This is a genomic window from Staphylococcus canis (assembly GCF_016238445.1).
Lineage (GTDB): Bacteria > Bacillota > Bacilli > Staphylococcales > Staphylococcaceae > Staphylococcus > Staphylococcus canis.
Genome location: NZ_JABANU010000012.1, coordinates 14,138 through 31,945 on the forward strand (window position 1 = coordinate 14,138; position 17,808 = coordinate 31,945).

A 17,808-nucleotide genomic window follows, 5' to 3' on the forward strand; every position below is an offset into this window, starting at 1 on the left:
GGATGTAAATAGATAAATTTCTCGGAGGATTGATTTGAAGATGGAACTACAATTAGCAATTGATTTATTAAATAAAGAAGACGCAGCTAAATTAGCAAAACAAGTAACAGATTATGTTGATATTGTTGAAATTGGTACACCTATCGTGATTAATGAAGGTTTAGCAGCAGTTCAGCATTTAAAAGACAATGTTAAAGATGATGATGTTAAAGTTTTAGCTGACTTAAAAATCATGGATGCATCAGACTATGAAGTAAGCCAAGCAGTTAAATTCGGTGCTGATGTGGTAACAATTTTAGGGGCAGCAGAAGATGCATCAATTCAAGCAGCAGTTGAAGAAGCACATAAACATGGCAAAGAATTACTTGTAGACTTAATTGCGGTTCAAGATATCGAAAAACGCGCAAAAGAATTAGACGAAATGGGTGCTGATTATATTGCAGTGCACACAGGATATGATCTTCAAGCTCAAGGTCAATCACCATTAGAAAGCTTGAAAAAAGTAAAAGCTGTAATTAAAAACTCTAAAGTTGCAGTTGCTGGTGGTATTAAACCAGATACAATTAAAGAAGTTGTTGCTGAAAATCCAGACCTTGTCATTGTTGGTGGCGGTATCGCAAACGCTGATGACCCTCGTGAAGCAGCACGATTATGTCGTGAAGCGATTGAAGGTAAATAATATGACGGTATTGAACTATCAACTTATTTTAGATGAACTGAAACAAACGCTTAGTCATATTCAAGATGACGAAGTTCGCACGTTTCAAGATGCGATTCACAATGCGAAAGCAGTATTTGTTTCTGGAAAAGGTCGTTCAGGATTTGTTGCGAATAGTTTTGCGATGCGTTTAAACCAACTTGGAAAGCGCGCGTATGTTGTTGGAGAATCAACGACACCGTCAATCGAGGAAGGTGACGTATTTGTCATTATTTCTGGTTCAGGATCGACAGCACACCTAAAGTTACTAGCCGAAAAGGCGAAAGAGGCGCATGCAGACGTCTATTTGATTACTACAAAACCAGATTCACCTATTGGAAGTTTAGCGACACAAAGCATTGAATTACCAGCAGGTACAAAGTATGATGCAGAAGGTTCTGAACAACCTTTAGGAAGCTTATTTGAACAAAGTGCATTGATTATGTTAGATAGTCTTGTATTAAATCTTCAAGATGCCTTAAATGTTGATGAAACAACGATGCAACGTAATCATGCGAATTTAGAATAGATATTAAAGAAGCGGTTGTATACCCTTGATTAAGCATTTTATCCAAGAGTATACGACCGCTTTTTATATGTAAGGTTGTTAGGCTCCTATGTCCATATGTAATCATATACGTTTTTAAGTAGTAAAATTAATGTGACTGCAATAAAGAGTAATCGAACATACGAAATACCTTTTTTAATAGCAAATTTACTCCCCATATAACTCCCTATAATCATCGAAAGTGCCATAACAATGCCTAAACTATAATCAACACGACCTAAAAACATAAATAACAATAAAGCACCTAAATTACTTCCGAAGTTTAATACTTTAGCATTTCCAGCCGCTTTTAAAAAGTCAAACCCAATAAGAAGTAAGACAAACATTAAGAAGCTCCCAGTTCCACCACCTAAAAAGCCATCATAAAAACCAATCATAATCAGTATAAAAAAAGCTAGGCTTAAACCAACTTTTGATATTGAATGTATTGGCTTTTGTTTACTCCAATCTTTTTTTAATAAAGTATACAAAAGTACAATAAATAACATGACGATAGCGAGAGGTTTAAAGTATTGTGTAGGTATCGTTGTAGCAATAAATGCACCACAAATAGACGAGATAAACACTAAAGGAAATAACATATAGATTAATTGTCGATTGACTTTTCGAGCGCGAATGAATGAAATTGAAGCGGTAAGTGCTCCGAATGCACTGGCTAATTTATTTGTTCCTAAAGCTGTAGCAGGAGGCAAACCTACTGCCATTAAAGCCGGGATAGAAATAAGACCGCCGCCGCCAACAACGGCATCGATAAAAGCAGCAATAAATCCTAAAACACTAATGATAAGCATTGTGATGAAGTCCATGATAGCCCTCCTTAAGCGATAAAAGTATAGCATATATTGTTAAAAAGCGGCAATAGTCAGAAAATAATGCTTGATTAAAAAACCATTAGGTAGAGTCTGTGCATACCCCGACTGTACCTAATGGTTGTTGTAGTCATATATTAATTTGTGAGTAACTTTTAAACTTCTTTAATCTCTACTTCAATTTTTTCAACGCGATTTGCTGCACCATGGTCAACTGGACCAACAAAATCATTCATTTTCCAACCATTTTTAATTGCAGAGGCTACAAATGCTTTAGCATTAACGACAGCATCTTTAGGCGTTTGGCCGTTAGCAAGATTAGCTGTTGTTGCTGCAGCAAATGTACAACCTGCACCATGATTGTAACTTTGTTGGAACATATCTGTTGTTAATTGATAAAAATGTTCGCCATCATAATATAAGTCATAGGATTTATCTTGATCTAAAGCTTTACCACCTTTAATCACAACATGTTGTGCACCTTGGTCATGAATGATTTTAGCCGCTTTTTTCATATCATCTATAGATTTTAAAGTACCTAAACCAGAAAGTTGACCTGCTTCGAATAAGTTTGGTGTGACAACAGTTGCTTTAGGTAATAAATATTTAATCATTGCATCTGTGTTTCCAGGGTTCAACACTTCATTTTCACCCTTACACACCATGACTGGGTCCACAACAAAGTCTTTAGCACCAGATTCATCAAAAGCTTCACCAGCACGTTTGATGACTTCTTGTGTTCCTAACATGCCTGTTTTCACTGCATCAGGACCTACACTCATAGCAGTTTCTAGTTGTTTATTGAATACATCGAAAGGAATAGGTGTCACATCATGTGACCATGTTTCCTTATCCATTGTTACAATCGCTGCTAAAGCGACCATACCATATGTGTCAAGCTCTTGAAACGTTTTTAAGTCAGCTTGCATCCCTGCACCAGCACTTGTATCAGAGCCGGCAATTGTTAATACTTTTTTTAATCCCATCATGTAACACTCCTTTATCACTTTACGTACAATATTAATAGTTTTTAAATGTTCAATTTAATCTAGATTAAAGCGAGCAGTTAACTCACCTTTAAATGTTAAAATATGAATTCTTAACTACTTTATATTTGTATATAATATTGTACAAAGATGACCTTATTAACTATTATTTGGTATCTATCATATCACGACAGGGAAGATATAGAAAATGTTTAATTTTACGGTTCATGTTTGTAAGATATGTTAAAATATGAGCTGAGGTGAATCGGATGGAATGGTCGTCAATTTTTCATGAAATTAAAGAAAAACATGATTTCAAAGCGATGCATGATTTTTTAGAGCGTGAGTATACTACAGAGACTGTATATCCAGACAAAGCTAATATTTATCAAGCTTTTGATTTAACTTCTTTTGAAGATATCAAGGTTGTTATTTTAGGACAAGATCCTTATCATGGACCGAATCAAGCTCACGGTCTAGCTTTTTCTGTACAACCCAATGCGAAATTTCCACCGTCTTTAAGAAATATGTACAAAGAGTTAGCAGATGATATTGGATGTGAGCGTCAATCTCCACATTTACAAGATTGGGCTAGAGAAGGAGTATTGTTACTAAATACCGTATTAACAGTACGAAAAGGGGAAGCACATTCCCATCGTGGTATTGGTTGGGAAGTATTTACTAATGAAATTATTCAAGCAGTGTCTACTTATAAAGAGGGCGTCGTTTTTATATTATGGGGTAAGCCTGCTCAAGAAAAAATAAAACTCATCGATCAATCTAAACATTTGATTCTCAAATCACCACATCCTAGCCCATTATCAGCATTTCGTGGTTTTTTTGGATCAAAACCTTATTCTAAAGCGAATCAATATTTAATAGAGCAAGGTAAAACACCGATTCAATGGTGTGAAGGGAAGGAAAGCGTGGATGAATAAAGAAAAATTACTTCAACTATTAGAAGAAGAACTTGTACAAGCAGATGAATCTCAAACGGATACAGAATTTGAAAAACACATTTATGCCATTTACAAGTTAGCAGCACTTTATACGGATGCTAACGAGCGTTCGCAACCTGTAAAGAGAACTAGCGTATCTTCATCTACTGTAACAGCAGATGAAATTCGACGTATGGGTGGTAAGGTTGAACAACCTAAAAAAACTGAATCTACTCAATCACAACGTATGGTTACGGATGATGAAATTGGAAATGGCGAATCAATTTTTGATTTTTAGGAGGATATAACATGAAAATATTTATTATACTAGGTGCGCTTAATGCGTTAATGGCAGTAGGTACAGGTGCATTTGGAGCGCATGCATTAGATGGTAAATTATCTGAACATTATATGTCAGTTTGGGAAAAAGCAACGATGTATCAAATGTATCACGGTTTAGGTTTAATATTAATTGGCATCATTGGGGGCGCACTACATGTGAATGTTGGTTGGGCAGGATGGCTCATGTTCTTAGGCATTATCTTTTTTAGTGGTTCTCTCTACGTACTATCTCTTACTCAAGTTAGTGTTTTAGGTGCCATTACACCAATTGGTGGGGTGCTATTTATTGTCGGATGGTTAATGCTTGCAATAGCAGCGTTTAAAATATAATAGGTGATAAGCGGGTCTATTAATAGGACTCGCTTTTTTTAAAATTAAAGTGATTTAGTTGTTGACATATTGGGCTATTTTAAATAATATTTATATTTCTGTTAGATTAAAATAAAGAGAAGGGATAAATAGTTAATCGTATTACAAATTCGGGTATATAAACATTTAGAGGTGAAATAATAATGCAAAAAGAAAAAAATAAACCAGATCGTGGTGACTTGAAACAAAACTTATCTGAAAAGTTTGTTTGGGCCATCGCATATGGGTCATGTATCGGATGGGGGTCTTTTATTTTACCGGGGGATTGGATTAAATCGTCTGGCCCTATCGCAGCGTCGATTGGTATTTTTATCGGAGCGTTATTGATGATTATTATTGCTGTTAGTTATGGCGCACTGGTTGAAAAATTTCCAGTATCAGGCGGCGGATTTGCGTTTAGTTTCTTAGGATTTGGACGTTATGTCAGCTTTTTCTCATCATGGTTTTTAACGTTTGGTTACATATGTGTTGTGGCATTAAATGCGACAGCGTTTAGTTTGTTAATAAAGTTTTTACTTCCAGATGTCATAGAATTTGGTAAACTCTATACAATTGCAGGTTGGGATGTTTATATTACAGAAATTCTAATTGCTTCAGTACTATTATTACTTTTTATGTGGATTACGATTAGAGGAGCAAGTGTTTCAGGAACTTTACAATATTACTTCTGTATCGCTATGGTTATTGTTGTTGTGTTAATGTTTATTGGCTCATTCTTTGGCTCAAATTTTGATTTTGAGAATCTTAAACCTTATAACGGTAAAGAATACGGTTGGTTCCAAGCAATTATCATGATTGTTGCAGTTGCACCGTGGGCTTATGTTGGATTCGATAATATTCCGCAAACGGCTGAAGAGTTTAATTTTGAACCAAGTAAAACATTTAAGTTAATCGTCTATAGTTTAGTAGCTGCTGGACTCACTTACGTCTTGATGATTTTATATACAGGATGGTTAAGCAGTGGAGATAGTGATTTATGGTTAACAGGTTCAGTCACTCGTGAAGCGTTTGGTTCTATTGGTTTAGGTGTACTTGCGATTGCGATTATCATGGGGATTTTTACAGGGCTCAATGGCTTTCTACTAAGCTCAAGTCGTTTATTATTTTCAATGGGGCGTTCAGGTATCATGCCGACAGTATTTAGTAAGTTACATCCAAAATATAAAACGCCTTACGTTGCGATTATATTTTTAGTAATGCTAACACTCATTGCACCATGGTTAGGACGTACAGCGTTAACTTGGATTGTTGATATGTCATCTACAGGTGTATCAATTGCGTACTTTGTGACATGTTTAGCAGCTGCCAAGCTATTTAGTTTTGATAAAAGTAGTAAAACATATGGCCCTGTGTATAAGGTGTTTGCGATTATTGGGGCAATTATTGCGTTTATCTTTTTAGTATTATTGTTACTACCAAGTTCTCCAGCATCATTGTCATTACCTTCTCATATTGCACTTGGTGGATGGACGTTATTAGGTCTTGTCTTTTTCTTTATCCGTTTACCAAAATTAAAAAATATGGATAAAGAAGAACTCACACAATTAATATTAGATGCGAATAAAAAAGATGTCGATCGCATGATTGAAGAATAAAGATAATACGTTATTAAGGCGATGTTTGTAGAGTAAATACGAGCATCGCCTTTTTATTATAGGCTATTGACAGTTATCTTTATATTGTATAGAATAATCTGAAATTTAAGATAAGGGGTGAGCGCATGTATCATTTCAAGTTGACACTTTTTGATGATGTCAGTTTAGTTGCACCTACACTTGAACATGCACCAGAAATTTTTAAAGCTATTGATCAAAATAGAGACCATTTAAAATTGTATCTAGATTGGGTCGATCATATGCAAACTATTGAAGATGAATATCGATTTTTAAAAGAAAGTTTAATAAAACAAGCTCAAGGGGAGCTGAAATTATATTTACTGTATCAAGGTGAACAATTAATAGGGACAATTGATTTACAAAATATTAATAGAGTAGATCAAAATGCAAGTGTAGGATATTGGTTAGTGGCAAATTGTACAGGACGAGGTATTATGACAAAAGCAGTTAGACAATTGTGTCGTATCGCATTTCAAGATTTGAAGTTAAATAAGTTATTGTTAAGAGCTGAAGTGAATAACTACGCGAGTCAACAAGTCGCACTTAGAAGCGGATTTCGACAAGTAGGGATTCTTAAAAAAGAAGTATATCGACCGAGTCTAGATACCTTTGTAGATATCAAACAGTACGAATTATTAAAAGAGGAATTTGAAAAAATGTGAACAAAATGTGACGAAAAGATAACGTGTGATTAATTTTTAATAAAAAATCAACAAAAATTCAATATTACTATCCCAAAATGTCATAAAACATGATACATTAGAATTAAGCAAAAGATATGTTGAGTAGATACATATTATTTTGTGTTTTTCATTTTCAAAAAGTTCTCCAATAAAGGGCCTAATCATTTTTATAGCGTAGCGACTATAAGGATGATATAGGCCTATTTGCGCTCCGAAGTTCATCTTTTCCGCGTATCTTCATTAACGATCTACTTTTAAAATATTAGTGTAAAGTATATGTGCCATTTCCGATACGGATTCTACACAACCACGAGATAACCAAGTATAAATAATAGACAGTTGTCCACCAATGGTATAGTGAATGAAATAATCTGTATTACGCAAGTTGGGTAAATGTTCTAGCATGGCTTGATATGTTGTTTTCGTCGCTGACACGTAATCTCGGATGAGATCGACTTGAGGTTGGGCAACCATAACAGCAGAGAAAAAAGCTTGATATCGCTTAATATAACGAAATATCAATTTGAAAGCTTTAAGTAATTTTGATTTTATCATTTCAAGATCTGAAGTTTGAACAACTTGCGTTAATCCTCGCATCAGTCTATGATATTTTGCCATATGAAAGGATTTCATCGTATTAAAAAGATAATACTTATCTTCAAAATGTGCATAAAATGTAGAGCGATGAATACCACTTTCTGCACAAATTTGCTTAATTGTAATGGCTTCGAATGTTTCAGTTTCCAACAGTTTAATCATTGATTTAAATATTTTAATTCTTGCTTTTGCTGTGTTCATAGCATCACCTATTTTATTATAATACAAATTAAAATCCGACACATTTATAAAGATTGTTTGTACATTTTTATCCTCTAACTGTTTTATAATAATAAAGATTCGATTTTACATTTATTAGAAAGGGAAGATAAGATGAAAAAGTTGATTATGATTAATATCATAACTATTGTGATGTTAATTGTTATAGGAATAGTTGGTTTTTATTTTTACAATCAATCTGTGAATTATATTAAAACAGATAACGCTCAAGTGGATAGTAATCAAATTAAAATTGCAAGTCCTGCATCAGGGCAGATTTCAAAATTAAATATTAAAGAAGGTGACACGTTAAGTAAAGGAGATACAGTCGCTGAAGTACTCGCTCAATCTGGAGGAGGGGAACCTCAATCTATGACTGTGAAAATGCCTACTAAAGGTACGGTTGCTAAGTTAGATGCGCAAGAAGATGGTGTTGCACAAGCAGGTCAACCTTTAGCGTATGCATATAATATGGATGATTTATACATTACAGCAAATATTGATGAAACAGCTATGAAAGACATTAAAGTAGGTCAAAATGTTGATGTTAAAATTGATGGACAAGATGCGAAAGCAAAAGGAGAAGTTGATAGTATTGGTAAAGCAACAGCTTCAAGCTTTTCATTAATGCCATCCTCAAATAGTGATGGAAATTATACAAAAGTGACACAAGTCATCCCGGTTAAAATTAAATTAGACAGTAAGCCTTCTAATCAAGTTGTTCCAGGCATGAACGCAGAAGTGAGTATTCATAAAAACTAAGGAGGAACGCATATGTTCATAGTGATCTATAGTGTGATAGCCCTTAGTGTAATTGTATTGTTGAATCTTCTTTTATTCAGACAGAATCGTCGACGCAAAGCAATGCGACATGATACTTATGATAGTCATGACCCGACGGCTTACGAAGAAAACGATGATGAAGTGTATGAAACATTTGATGATCATACAGAAAAGCACTCAAGTGTACAAGCTCAGGTTAAAGACGCAGCGCAAGATTACGTATTCAGAAAGGGAGTCACACGAAATAAGATTTTACTTGCAATGGTGTTTGGGATGTTTATTTCTATTTTAAACCAAACATTGTTAAATACAGCGCTTCCTAAAATTAACACAGATTTTAATATTAGTGCGTCAACAGGTCAATGGTTGATGACAGGGTTCATGTTAGTGAATGGGATTTTAATCCCAATTAGTGCATTCTTATTTAACAAATATTCTTATCGTCATTTGTTTTTATTTGCGATGATTATTTTTACAATAGGTTCATTAATCTGTGGATTTGCATGGAATTTTCCTGTGATGATGACAGGGCGTGTATTTCAAGCAATAGGTGCAGGTATATTAATGCCACTCGGTACAAATGTATTTATGACCATTTTCCCTCCTGAAAAAAGAGGGATGGCTATGGGAATACTTGGGATTGCGATGATTTTAGCGCCAGCAATTGGACCGACATTATCTGGTTATATTGTGGAAAATTATGATTGGCACACAATGTTTGTCGGCATGTTTTTTGTAGGACTATTTTCATTAGTGTTATCCTATGTTTGGTTTGGCATCTATCAAAAAACTACAAATCCCAAAGCAGATATCCCAGGAATTATTTTCAGTACAATTGGATTTGGCGCTTTGCTATATGGCTTTAGTGAAGCGGGAAATAAAGGATGGACGTCAACTGAAATTATTATTATGTTCATCATAGGTGTCATTTTTACTACAGCATTTGTTATTCGTGAAATGATGATGAAAGTACCGATGTTAAACTTCGAAGTATTAAAGTACTCTGGATATACATTAACTGCAATTATTAACATGATTGTTACAATGAGTTTATTCGGAGGAATGATACTTTTACCATTATATCTACAAAATTTAAGAGGTTTTTCAGCCTTAGATTCAGGACTGCTCCTACTTCCTGGTGCTCTAATCATGGGTGTTATGGGTCCGATTGCTGGGAAACTTCTCGATACAATTGGCATTAAACCACTAGCGATCGTTGGTTTAGCGATTACGACATATGGTACATGGGAACTTACAAAACTCACTATGGATACACCATACTCTAGTATCCTAATGATATATATCATTCGTTCATTTGGTATGAGTTTTATTATGATGCCGATTATCACAGCAGGTATGAACGCATTACCATCTCGCCTCATTTCACATGGTAATGCGTTAGTGAATACGATGCGTCAATTAGCAGGTTCTATTGGAACGGCTATTTTAGTAACAGTGATGACACAACAAACGGATTCCCATCTCGCAACATTTCAGCAAGATTTAGATCGTACTCAGCCATTTTTAAAAGACCAATTACAGATGATGGCCCAACAAATGGGGGGCGAATCACAAGCGATGAGTACAATTATTAAATATATGAATGTACTTGCATCAGTAGATGGTGTAAACAGTGCATTTTGGGTAGCGACTGCTTTAAGTGGTCTAGCATTGCTAATGAGCTTCTTCTTAAAAGGGAAGTCACATTATATGTCCAATCATTAATAAAAAGCGACTAGTGACATAAAATCACTAGCCGCTTTTTTGCGTGCTTATTCAATTTGGGCATTCATTTTTGCATTACGCTCAATAATACGATCATAATACTTATCATAAAGCACCATTTCATCATCTGAAATAGGATCCATGTTCAAACGTCCACCTAGGTCTTTAATGGCATATAGTAATTTAAACATGACGTCTTGTACAGTGATAGGGCGTCCTAATAATGTTTCTAAGGAAGCCATACTATCTGGATGGATATCTGGATAATGAAACTTCGTTGTAGTGCCTTTTAAAGCATGCTGATAAAACTCACGCATTAAAGCAGCACGTTCACTGCCAGATCCTTCAACACAAAGATAAATTTGAACAGCTATTCCTCCACGTACACGACGTTGGGAAATACCAGCAAATTTTTGGTTGAATATACTCAAATCGTATTTTCCGGGACAATAAGAGTGGACAATTTCATGGGTGTGAATATCCACATCTTCATCTTCGAACATTTTTGAAATAAGCAAATACATCACTGTAAATGCTTCATCTATTGATACTTCTGTTTTACCTTTAAATATTAGAGAAATATTCAATATACCTTGATCGAGTACAACACCTAAACCACCAGAATTACGAACTATGGCGTTATACCCACGTTGATTTGTTAAATATTGAATACCATCTTTTAAAAAAGGTAATCGCGCATCATGAATACCTAGAATGACTGTATGTTGATGTACCCACGTACGAACGACATTTGGAGACATATCTCCACCAACGCGTTCTGAAAACGTATCGTCAAAAGCAAACGATTGCATGGGCTCTAGACCAGATGAGTGATCGACATAGCGCCATGCGACATCGTTAAAATATTTTGATGCTAAATCCATTATTGTAAGCTTTGTGCAGCTGTAATAATAGATAAATTATATACGTCTTCGATTGAGGAACCACGTGATAAGTCATTCACTGGTGAGTTTAATCCTTGTAAAACAGGACCAACTGCATCAAAACCACCTAAACGTTGTGCAATTTTATAACCGATATTACCCGCTTCTAAGCTAGGGAAAATAAAGACATTTGCATCACCTTGGATTTTAGCGCCAGGTGCTTTCTTTTGTGCTACTTCAGGAACGATAGCAGCATCAAATTGGAATTCACCGTCAATTACAACGTTAGATAAGTTATCAGCTTCAATTTTATCTTGAGCAAGTTTAACTGCTTCAGCTACTTTTTCAGTGTCGTCTGATTTGGCAGAACCTTTAGTTGAGAAGCTAAGCATTGCAACACGAGGGTCAAGACCAAAACTTTGAGCTGTTTTTGCACTTTCAACTGCAATCTCAGCTAAATCTTGTGCAGCAAGTTCTGGATTGATAGCACAATCACCAAAGATATATTGTTTGTCATCTTTAATCATAAAGAAGATACCTGAAGTTTTAGATACACCAGGTTTTGTTTTAATAATTTGTAAAGCAGGTCTTACTGTGTCTGCAGTTGAATGTGCAGCACCACTTACTAAACCTTCTGCGTGGCCAGCATATACAAGCATTGTGCCAAAGTAGTTCACGTTATTTAATAATTCTTGTGCTTGTTCTTCAGTTGCTTTGCCTTTACGACGTTCAACAAATTGTGCAACTAATTCCGCTTTTAAGTCACTTTTATCAGGTTGGATGATTTCAATACCTTCAATATTTAAGCCTTTTTCTGAAGCTAATGATTGAATATTTGCTTCGTTACCTAAAACAACTGGAGTTACATAGTCAGAAGCTTGTAAATCAACAGCTGCTGTTAATACACGTTCATCTTCACCTTCTGGTAGTACAATACGTACATTTTTACCTGAAAGTTTGTTTTTTAATACATCTAATAAACTAGACATAATGGTCCTCCTTTACTTTCCTTAAACAATAAAATGCCACGTATTATTATACGCTATTTGAGCCTTAATTTCCATGGACAGATTTATTACGATTCCGTGTAAAGCGATAAAAGGTTTCGGCACTTTAAAAATAAAATATATGTTAATATGGATAATGACATTAATATTAAGAATTTAAGGAGTGTTGATTCATGAGTCATGCAGCAGAGACTTTAGATGGATGGTATAGTTTACACTTATTTTATGCAATAGATTGGGCCACATGGCGATTGGTACCTGAAGCGGATCGTCATGAAATGGTGGAGGAATTTGAAGCTTTATTAAGACGTTTGAAAGCCGAAAAAGATAATGGTAAAGGAGACCATGTACTTTATAATATTACAGGTCAAAAAGCTGATCTTTTATTATGGTTCTTACGCCCTGAAATGAAAGATTTAACTGAGATTGAAACAGCAATAAACAAACTGCCAATTGCAGATCATTTTATTCCAACTTACTCTTATGTCTCAGTTGTTGAATTAAGTAATTACTTAGCAGGAGATTCAAATGAAGATCCTTATGAGAATCCTCATGTGAGAGCACGACTTTATCCAGAATTACCAGATAGACCTTATATTTGTTTCTACCCTATGAATAAACGTCGTAATGAGACATACAACTGGTACATGCTTTCTATGGAAGAACGTAAAAAACTGATGTATGATCATGGTATGATTGGACGTAAATATGCCGGTAAAATCAAACAATTTATCACTGGTTCTGTTGGATTTGACGACTATGAATGGGGCGTTACATTATTTGCAGATGATGTGCTTCAATTCAAAAAAATCGTGTATGAAATGAGATTTGATGAAACAACAGCACGTTATGGAGAGTTTGGAAGCTTCTTTGTTGGACATCAAATTACAGATCTTCCAGCTTTATTTGATATTAATTCCAAATAATTGAATACATTGACGAGGCTTAAATAGGAATGTGAGTATATTGCATGACCTTTTAAGTCTCGTCTTTTTCAATCGAATGATTTAAGTATAGTACATCAAAATAATATATTTCTTAAGCGATACACTATATAAATGTTATATTATTGGTTTAAGAATCATATAATACCGTCTTTTAAGCACTTTAAAGCGTTAAATCATACAAAAATTTTATAAAAAAACAGATTTCAGTCGTGTACTCATGTTATAGTATTATCATTATATTAATAAAGAGAAGGGGAGTCATATATGAATTCGGAGCAACAAAAATTAAAACCGACGATTGGATTGTTCACAGCAATTACAATAGTTGTTGGAACAATTATTGGATCGGGGGTTTTCGTTAAGCCGAGTTCTGTACTGGAGTACGCGGGTACGAACAATATGGCATTGTGGGCATGGCTTATTGGTGGAGTTCTTACTTTAGCATCTGGCCTTACAATTGCTGAGGTGGGTGCACAAATTACACGTACAGGTGGCTTATATGCTTACATAAAAGATATATATGGTTCATTTTGGGGGTATTTAACTGGTTATGCATTAACGGTATTATATGGTCCTGCAATTATCGTATCGTTAATTCTATTTCTAGGCATACTGATTACTAATTTTTTTGGTATGGACGGAATATGGACTGTGCCAATAGGAACAGGTATTTTTCTGTTTTTGCTTGTAGTTAATATCGTCGATTCGCATTATGCGAATAGTGTTCAAAATATCACGACGCTTGCTAAATTAATTCCAATCTTTGCTATTGTGATTTTTGGTTTGATTTTAGGTAATGAAGGTGTTTTTGGTTATGACGTTACAGATGTAATTTTAAAACATGATGGTACAGTTAACTTTGGTCGTGCGGTACTTGCTACATTATTTGCATACGATGGTTGGATTATGTTGACGACAATGTCTGGTGAAATGAAGCGACCACAAAAAGATTTGCCGCTTGCTATGTTAATTGGCATACTTATCGTTACACTTGTTTATATCTTAATTAATGTTGCGATATTTAAAATACTACCGGCACCAGACGTTTACTTATTAGGTAATAGTGTAAGTGTTGAAGCGGCAACTGTAATTTTTGGTAGTTTAGGCGCGAAAATTGTAAATATTGGATTGATCGTTTCAATTATTGGAACACTTAACGGAAAACTTATCACATTTCCACGTATTCCATTTGCTATGGCGCAAGACCATTTATTGCCAGGATCCAAATATGTACAACATATTAGTAGACGATTCGAAACGCCAATTGGGGCTCATTTAGTTATGACGGCGTTAACACTCATTATTTTAACTTTAAGTGTGGCATTTCCGGATATTTTTGATGCTGATTATTTATCTGAAATTACAATATTCATCATTTATTTCTTCTATGTAGCTTCTTTTGTAGGCTTATTTATATTAAGACGTAGAAATAAAGGAATAAAACGTTCTTATTCTGTACCGTTATATCCCATTTTACCTATTTTGGCGATGATGGGTGGATTGTTTATTATTATTAATACATTAGTGTCGGATCCAATGGGTACAGGAATTGCGCTTATAGGCCTACTCGTAGGTGTACCTATTTATTGGTTGAAAACACATCAATAAATTTAAAAGTAGGTGAAAAATATGACTGAAACACAGCTTACAGATATCGAGGTCACGAATATTGCCATTTTAGCTGGTCGAATATTATTAGAGTGTGGTGCTGAAGCTTCTCGCGTAGAAGATACAATGAAGCGAATTGCTGCGAGTTATGGTTATTTTGATACACAAGGCTATGCGCTTAATATATTTATCAATTTTTCGCTTTCACCTGACCACGATACACGTATGGTTAAAATTAACAAAAATGATACCAATTTGCGTAATGTGTTTTTAGTAAATGAAATTTCGCGTCAAATTTCTAAGCAACAGTTGACATATCAAGACGCGTATCAAATGCTCAAGCGTATCGATCGTCAATCAGATCGTTATAAGTTGTGGCATAAAATGTTATTTGCAGGCATGATTTCTATGGGGTTTTTATACTTACAAGATGCGAGTTGGATAGATTTATTCCCAGCTGTATCAGCAGGTGCGCTCGGTTATTTTGTAACAGAGTGGATGAAAGAAAAACATTTAACATTATTTATTCCAGATATGTTGGGAGCAATCGTGATAGGTATTGTAGCAATTTTGTTGAATCGTTGGTTAGGTAATCCTAACTTGGCTGCAACAATCACAGCTGCAGTAATGCCTATTGTGCCGGGGGTCTTAATTACAACGGCTATTCAAGATTTATTTGAGCGACATATGTTGATGTTTACCGCAAAATTTTTAGAAGCCATTGTGACCTCATTTGGTATTGGTGCTGGGATTACAACAGCATTTATTCTTTTGTAAGAAGGTGAATGCATGACGCTTATTTTAACGTTTATATCTAGCTTTTTAACTGCATTTGGTTTTGCATTTATTTATGATGCGCCAAGACGATTGTTTGTACCAGCTGGTCTTTGTGGAGGTCTTGGCTACATCGTTTTTTACATTACAAATCATACTTTTCAAATTGACAGTATTTATGCAAGTCTTTGTGGCAGTTTCATATTAGGTTTAATGAGTCACATTATGGCTAGAGTCTGTAAGGCACCTGTCATTATATTTATGGTACCTGGTATCATACCATTAGTACCTGGGAGTATCTTTTTTAAAGGTGCGCAAAAGTTATTAACATTAGACTTTAACGAAGCGAATGATATCTTCGTACGTGCCACATTGATTGCAGGTGCGATTGCGGTAGGGTTATTATTTTCAAACCAAATCGCGAAATCCTATATTAAAAAGCCAACAGCGATGTTCAAAAAGAATATAAATAAATCACATTAATATTAAATTGACGTGTCCTCAATAGTCAGATTTTAAATATGATCTATTGGGGATTTTTTTAATTTAAATATGTGTGAATATTAAGAAATATAACATGTTGAATATGATATAATATAGCTATCAAAACTTCACATATAAAGGGGTAAAAGGGGGAGGATACGCATGTCGCATCCGAAAGAATCAAGAGTATTAACATTTTACAATCAACCTAAAAAGGATCCGTCGTATTCGATTAGCCAGTTGATCGGTTTAATTTTAGGACCTTTACTATTTTTAGGCATCGTATTATGGGTGAGGCCTGATGGATTATCATTTGAAGGGGTTTATGTGTTAGGAATTGCAGTGTGGATTGCGCTATGGTGGATTACAGAAGCGATTCCTATTCCAGCTACAAGTTTACTACCGCTTGTCTTATTGCCATTGGGCCATGTAATGGATAGCGCAACAGTTTCAGCGCAGTACGGGAATGACATCATTTATTTATTTTTAGGGGGATTTATTCTTGCTGTTGCAATGGAAAGATGGGATTTACATACCCGTATCGCTTTAAATATTATTAAAGCTATCGGGACAAGTACTGGACGAATATTACTTGGCTTTATGCTTGCTACTGCAGGGTTATCCATGTTCGTGTCAAATACAGCTGCAGTAATGATTATGATTCCAATCGGGATAGCGATTATTAAAGAAGCACACGAATTAAAAAGTGATCATTCAAATGATGCGTCATTAAGCAAATTTGAGCGTGCACTTGTATTGGGTATTGGCTATGCAGGTACTATGGGAGGCCTTGGTACACTTATTGGAACACCACCACTTATTATTTTAAAAGGACAATATGAATCACATTTTGGTGCTGAGTTGAGTTTTGCAAAATGGATGGTTATTGGGATACCTACAGTATTTTTACTTATTATATTAGCGTGGCTCTACTTTAAATACATTGCTTTTCGTCACGATATGAAAACTTTACCAGGTGGTCGTCAAGTCATTGAAGATAAATTAACATCACTCGGTAAAGTGAAATATGAAGAGAAAGTTGTTTTTATTGTATTTTTAATCGCAAGTTTTTTATGGATTTCAAGAGAATTTCTTTTATCAAAATGGCATTATACAGAGCTTGTGGCTGACGGGACGATCGCCATGTTTGTAGCCATTCTATTATTTTTAATTCCAGCCAAACATCAGTATAAACGCATTCTTGACTGGTCTGTTGCGAAAGAGTTACCTTGGGGTGTGTTGATTTTATTCGGCGGTGGTCTCGCTTTAGCAAAAGGAATTCAAGAAAGTGGTCTTGCCGCATGGTTAGGTGAGCAACTGACATCACTCAATGGTGTAAGTCCATTGATTATTGTGATTGTCATTACAGTGTTTATCCTATTTTTAACGGAAATTACATCCAATACAGCGACTGCTACAATGATTTTACCAATACTTGCCACTTTATCGGTTGCCATTAATGTCCATCCTTTATTGCTAATGGCACCAGCAGCAATGGCAGCTAACTGTGCATATATGTTGCCAGTAGGAACACCACCAAATGCGATTGTATTTGGAACGGGTAAAATTCAAATTAAAGAAATGGCTATGAAAGGGTTTGCGATGAACGTTATGAGCGTCATTGTTATTATTTTAATTGTATACTTTGTAATGCCATTAGTATTAGGAATTGATATGACTCAAAGTATACCAATCAAACATTAATGATAAAGTTGATGTTCTGAAATAGAAAAATAATCACTTAATTAAACTGCCCAACTTGAAAAACTGATA

19 protein-coding genes are annotated in these 17,808 nt (G+C 35.0%); 14 read left to right on the forward strand and 5 right to left on the reverse strand.

The window, feature by feature from the left end; genetic code table 11:
- Positions 1–40 precede the first annotated feature (40 nt).
- Positions 41–679 carry a 3-hexulose-6-phosphate synthase gene (hxlA, locus tag HHH54_RS05665; protein ID WP_198617872.1) on the forward strand — a complete coding sequence of 213 codons (639 nt, stop codon included), beginning with the start codon at positions 41–43 and terminating at the stop codon, positions 677–679.
- Position 680: 1 nt separating this feature from the next.
- On the forward strand, positions 681–1,226 hold the full coding sequence (hxlB, locus tag HHH54_RS05670; protein WP_198617873.1) for a 6-phospho-3-hexuloisomerase: 546 nt from the start codon (positions 681–683) through the stop codon (positions 1,224–1,226).
- Between the two features lie 86 nt (positions 1,227–1,312).
- Here the strand turns inward: hxlB and HHH54_RS05675 are convergent, their stop codons facing one another.
- Both HHH54_RS05675 and thiD read right to left on the reverse strand, forming a co-directional pair.
- Positions 1,313–2,071, reverse strand: a complete 759-nt coding sequence (locus tag HHH54_RS05675) for a TSUP family transporter (protein ID WP_198617874.1) — start codon at positions 2,069–2,071, stop codon at positions 1,313–1,315.
- A 158-nt stretch (positions 2,072–2,229) separates the two neighbouring features.
- Entirely contained in the window at positions 2,230–3,060 is an 831-nt protein-coding gene (gene thiD / locus HHH54_RS05680) for a bifunctional hydroxymethylpyrimidine kinase/phosphomethylpyrimidine kinase (RefSeq protein ID WP_198617875.1), read from the reverse strand.
- A gap of 269 nt (positions 3,061–3,329) precedes the next feature.
- Between thiD and HHH54_RS05685 the strand changes: the two genes are divergently transcribed.
- The 5 genes from HHH54_RS05685 (at position 3,330) to HHH54_RS05705 (ending at position 6,987) form a co-directional block, all read left to right on the forward strand.
- Positions 3,330–3,998, forward strand: a complete 669-nt coding sequence (locus tag HHH54_RS05685) for a uracil-DNA glycosylase (protein ID WP_198617876.1) — start codon at positions 3,330–3,332, stop codon at positions 3,996–3,998.
- Positions 3,991–4,296, forward strand: a complete 306-nt coding sequence (locus HHH54_RS05690) for a DUF5327 family protein (RefSeq protein ID WP_198617877.1) — start codon at positions 3,991–3,993, stop codon at positions 4,294–4,296. The genes HHH54_RS05685 and HHH54_RS05690 overlap by 8 nt, the downstream gene beginning before the upstream one ends.
- 11 nt (positions 4,297–4,307) lie before the next feature.
- A complete protein-coding gene (locus HHH54_RS05695) occupies positions 4,308–4,670 on the forward strand; it encodes a DUF423 domain-containing protein (protein ID WP_198617878.1) in 363 nt (120 codons plus the stop codon).
- Positions 4,671–4,852: 182 nt separating this feature from the next.
- A complete protein-coding gene (locus HHH54_RS05700; RefSeq protein WP_198617879.1) occupies positions 4,853–6,304 on the forward strand; it encodes an APC family permease in 1,452 nt (483 codons plus the stop codon).
- A 125-nt stretch (positions 6,305–6,429) separates the two neighbouring features.
- On the forward strand, positions 6,430–6,987 hold the full coding sequence (locus HHH54_RS05705; RefSeq protein ID WP_198617880.1) for a GNAT family N-acetyltransferase: 558 nt from the start codon (positions 6,430–6,432) through the stop codon (positions 6,985–6,987).
- Positions 6,988–7,248: 261 nt separating this feature from the next.
- Here the strand turns inward: HHH54_RS05705 and HHH54_RS05710 are convergent, their stop codons facing one another.
- Positions 7,249–7,806, reverse strand: a complete 558-nt coding sequence (locus HHH54_RS05710; protein WP_198617881.1) for a TetR/AcrR family transcriptional regulator — start codon at positions 7,804–7,806, stop codon at positions 7,249–7,251.
- A 132-nt stretch (positions 7,807–7,938) separates the two neighbouring features.
- Between HHH54_RS05710 and HHH54_RS05715 the strand changes: the two genes are divergently transcribed.
- Together HHH54_RS05715 and HHH54_RS05720 are read left to right on the forward strand one after the other, a co-directional pair.
- A complete protein-coding gene (locus HHH54_RS05715) occupies positions 7,939–8,586 on the forward strand; it encodes an HlyD family secretion protein (protein WP_198617882.1) in 648 nt (215 codons plus the stop codon).
- A 12-nt stretch (positions 8,587–8,598) separates the two neighbouring features.
- On the forward strand, positions 8,599–10,332 hold the full coding sequence (locus tag HHH54_RS05720) for a DHA2 family efflux MFS transporter permease subunit (protein ID WP_198617883.1): 1,734 nt from the start codon (positions 8,599–8,601) through the stop codon (positions 10,330–10,332).
- A 47-nt stretch (positions 10,333–10,379) separates the two neighbouring features.
- On the opposite strand, the gene HHH54_RS05725 is transcribed toward HHH54_RS05720, so the two are convergent.
- Both HHH54_RS05725 and pta read right to left on the reverse strand, forming a co-directional pair.
- Positions 10,380–11,216 (reverse strand): lipoate--protein ligase family protein, encoded by an 837-nt coding sequence (locus HHH54_RS05725; protein ID WP_198617884.1) that lies wholly within the window; start codon positions 11,214–11,216, stop codon positions 10,380–10,382.
- The gene (gene pta / locus HHH54_RS05730) at positions 11,216–12,205 is read right to left on the reverse strand and encodes a phosphate acetyltransferase (protein WP_198617885.1); all 990 of its coding nucleotides are present in this window, start codon (positions 12,203–12,205) and stop codon (positions 11,216–11,218) included. The genes HHH54_RS05725 and pta overlap by 1 nt, the downstream gene beginning before the upstream one ends.
- Before the next feature lie 191 nt (positions 12,206–12,396).
- On the opposite strand from pta, the gene hemQ reads away from it, so the two are divergent.
- From hemQ to HHH54_RS05755, 5 genes are all read left to right on the forward strand, one after another.
- A complete protein-coding gene (gene hemQ / locus HHH54_RS05735) occupies positions 12,397–13,149 on the forward strand; it encodes a hydrogen peroxide-dependent heme synthase (RefSeq protein WP_198617886.1) in 753 nt (250 codons plus the stop codon).
- A gap of 285 nt (positions 13,150–13,434) precedes the next feature.
- Positions 13,435–14,778, forward strand: coding sequence for an APC family permease (locus HHH54_RS05740; protein WP_198617887.1), 1,344 nt, complete (start codon positions 13,435–13,437; stop codon positions 14,776–14,778).
- A 21-nt stretch (positions 14,779–14,799) separates the two neighbouring features.
- Positions 14,800–15,555, forward strand: coding sequence for a threonine/serine exporter family protein (locus HHH54_RS05745; protein WP_198617888.1), 756 nt, complete (start codon positions 14,800–14,802; stop codon positions 15,553–15,555).
- A 12-nt stretch (positions 15,556–15,567) separates the two neighbouring features.
- Positions 15,568–16,035, forward strand: coding sequence for a threonine/serine exporter family protein (locus HHH54_RS05750; protein ID WP_198617889.1), 468 nt, complete (start codon positions 15,568–15,570; stop codon positions 16,033–16,035).
- 162 nt (positions 16,036–16,197) lie between these two features.
- A complete protein-coding gene (locus HHH54_RS05755) occupies positions 16,198–17,739 on the forward strand; it encodes an SLC13 family permease (RefSeq protein ID WP_198617890.1) in 1,542 nt (513 codons plus the stop codon).
- The last annotated feature ends 69 nt before the right edge of the window (positions 17,740–17,808 follow it).

What these genes read in the sequence shown, in the direction of transcription:
- hxlA (WP_198617872.1), top strand. Translation starts at nt 41, where the DNA reads ATGGAACTACAATTAGCAATTGATTTATTAAATAAAGAAGACGCAGCT.
- hxlB (WP_198617873.1), top strand. Translation starts at nt 681, where the DNA reads ATGACGGTATTGAACTATCAACTTATTTTAGATGAACTGAAACAAACG.
- HHH54_RS05675 (WP_198617874.1), bottom strand. Translation starts at nt 2,071, where the DNA reads ATGGACTTCATCACAATGCTTATCATTAGTGTTTTAGGATTTATTGCT.
- thiD (WP_198617875.1), bottom strand. Translation starts at nt 3,060, where the DNA reads ATGGGATTAAAAAAAGTATTAACAATTGCCGGCTCTGATACAAGTGCT.
- HHH54_RS05685 (WP_198617876.1), top strand. Translation starts at nt 3,330, where the DNA reads ATGGAATGGTCGTCAATTTTTCATGAAATTAAAGAAAAACATGATTTC.
- HHH54_RS05690 (WP_198617877.1), top strand. Translation starts at nt 3,991, where the DNA reads ATGAATAAAGAAAAATTACTTCAACTATTAGAAGAAGAACTTGTACAA.
- HHH54_RS05695 (WP_198617878.1), top strand. Translation starts at nt 4,308, where the DNA reads ATGAAAATATTTATTATACTAGGTGCGCTTAATGCGTTAATGGCAGTA.
- HHH54_RS05700 (WP_198617879.1), top strand. Translation starts at nt 4,853, where the DNA reads ATGCAAAAAGAAAAAAATAAACCAGATCGTGGTGACTTGAAACAAAAC.
- HHH54_RS05705 (WP_198617880.1), top strand. Translation starts at nt 6,430, where the DNA reads ATGTATCATTTCAAGTTGACACTTTTTGATGATGTCAGTTTAGTTGCA.
- HHH54_RS05710 (WP_198617881.1), bottom strand. Translation starts at nt 7,806, where the DNA reads ATGAACACAGCAAAAGCAAGAATTAAAATATTTAAATCAATGATTAAA.
- HHH54_RS05715 (WP_198617882.1), top strand. Translation starts at nt 7,939, where the DNA reads ATGAAAAAGTTGATTATGATTAATATCATAACTATTGTGATGTTAATT.
- HHH54_RS05720 (WP_198617883.1), top strand. Translation starts at nt 8,599, where the DNA reads ATGTTCATAGTGATCTATAGTGTGATAGCCCTTAGTGTAATTGTATTG.
- HHH54_RS05725 (WP_198617884.1), bottom strand. Translation starts at nt 11,216, where the DNA reads ATGGATTTAGCATCAAAATATTTTAACGATGTCGCATGGCGCTATGTC.
- pta (WP_198617885.1), bottom strand. Translation starts at nt 12,205, where the DNA reads ATGTCTAGTTTATTAGATGTATTAAAAAACAAACTTTCAGGTAAAAAT.
- hemQ (WP_198617886.1), top strand. Translation starts at nt 12,397, where the DNA reads ATGAGTCATGCAGCAGAGACTTTAGATGGATGGTATAGTTTACACTTA.
- HHH54_RS05740 (WP_198617887.1), top strand. Translation starts at nt 13,435, where the DNA reads ATGAATTCGGAGCAACAAAAATTAAAACCGACGATTGGATTGTTCACA.
- HHH54_RS05745 (WP_198617888.1), top strand. Translation starts at nt 14,800, where the DNA reads ATGACTGAAACACAGCTTACAGATATCGAGGTCACGAATATTGCCATT.
- HHH54_RS05750 (WP_198617889.1), top strand. Translation starts at nt 15,568, where the DNA reads ATGACGCTTATTTTAACGTTTATATCTAGCTTTTTAACTGCATTTGGT.
- HHH54_RS05755 (WP_198617890.1), top strand. Translation starts at nt 16,198, where the DNA reads ATGTCGCATCCGAAAGAATCAAGAGTATTAACATTTTACAATCAACCT.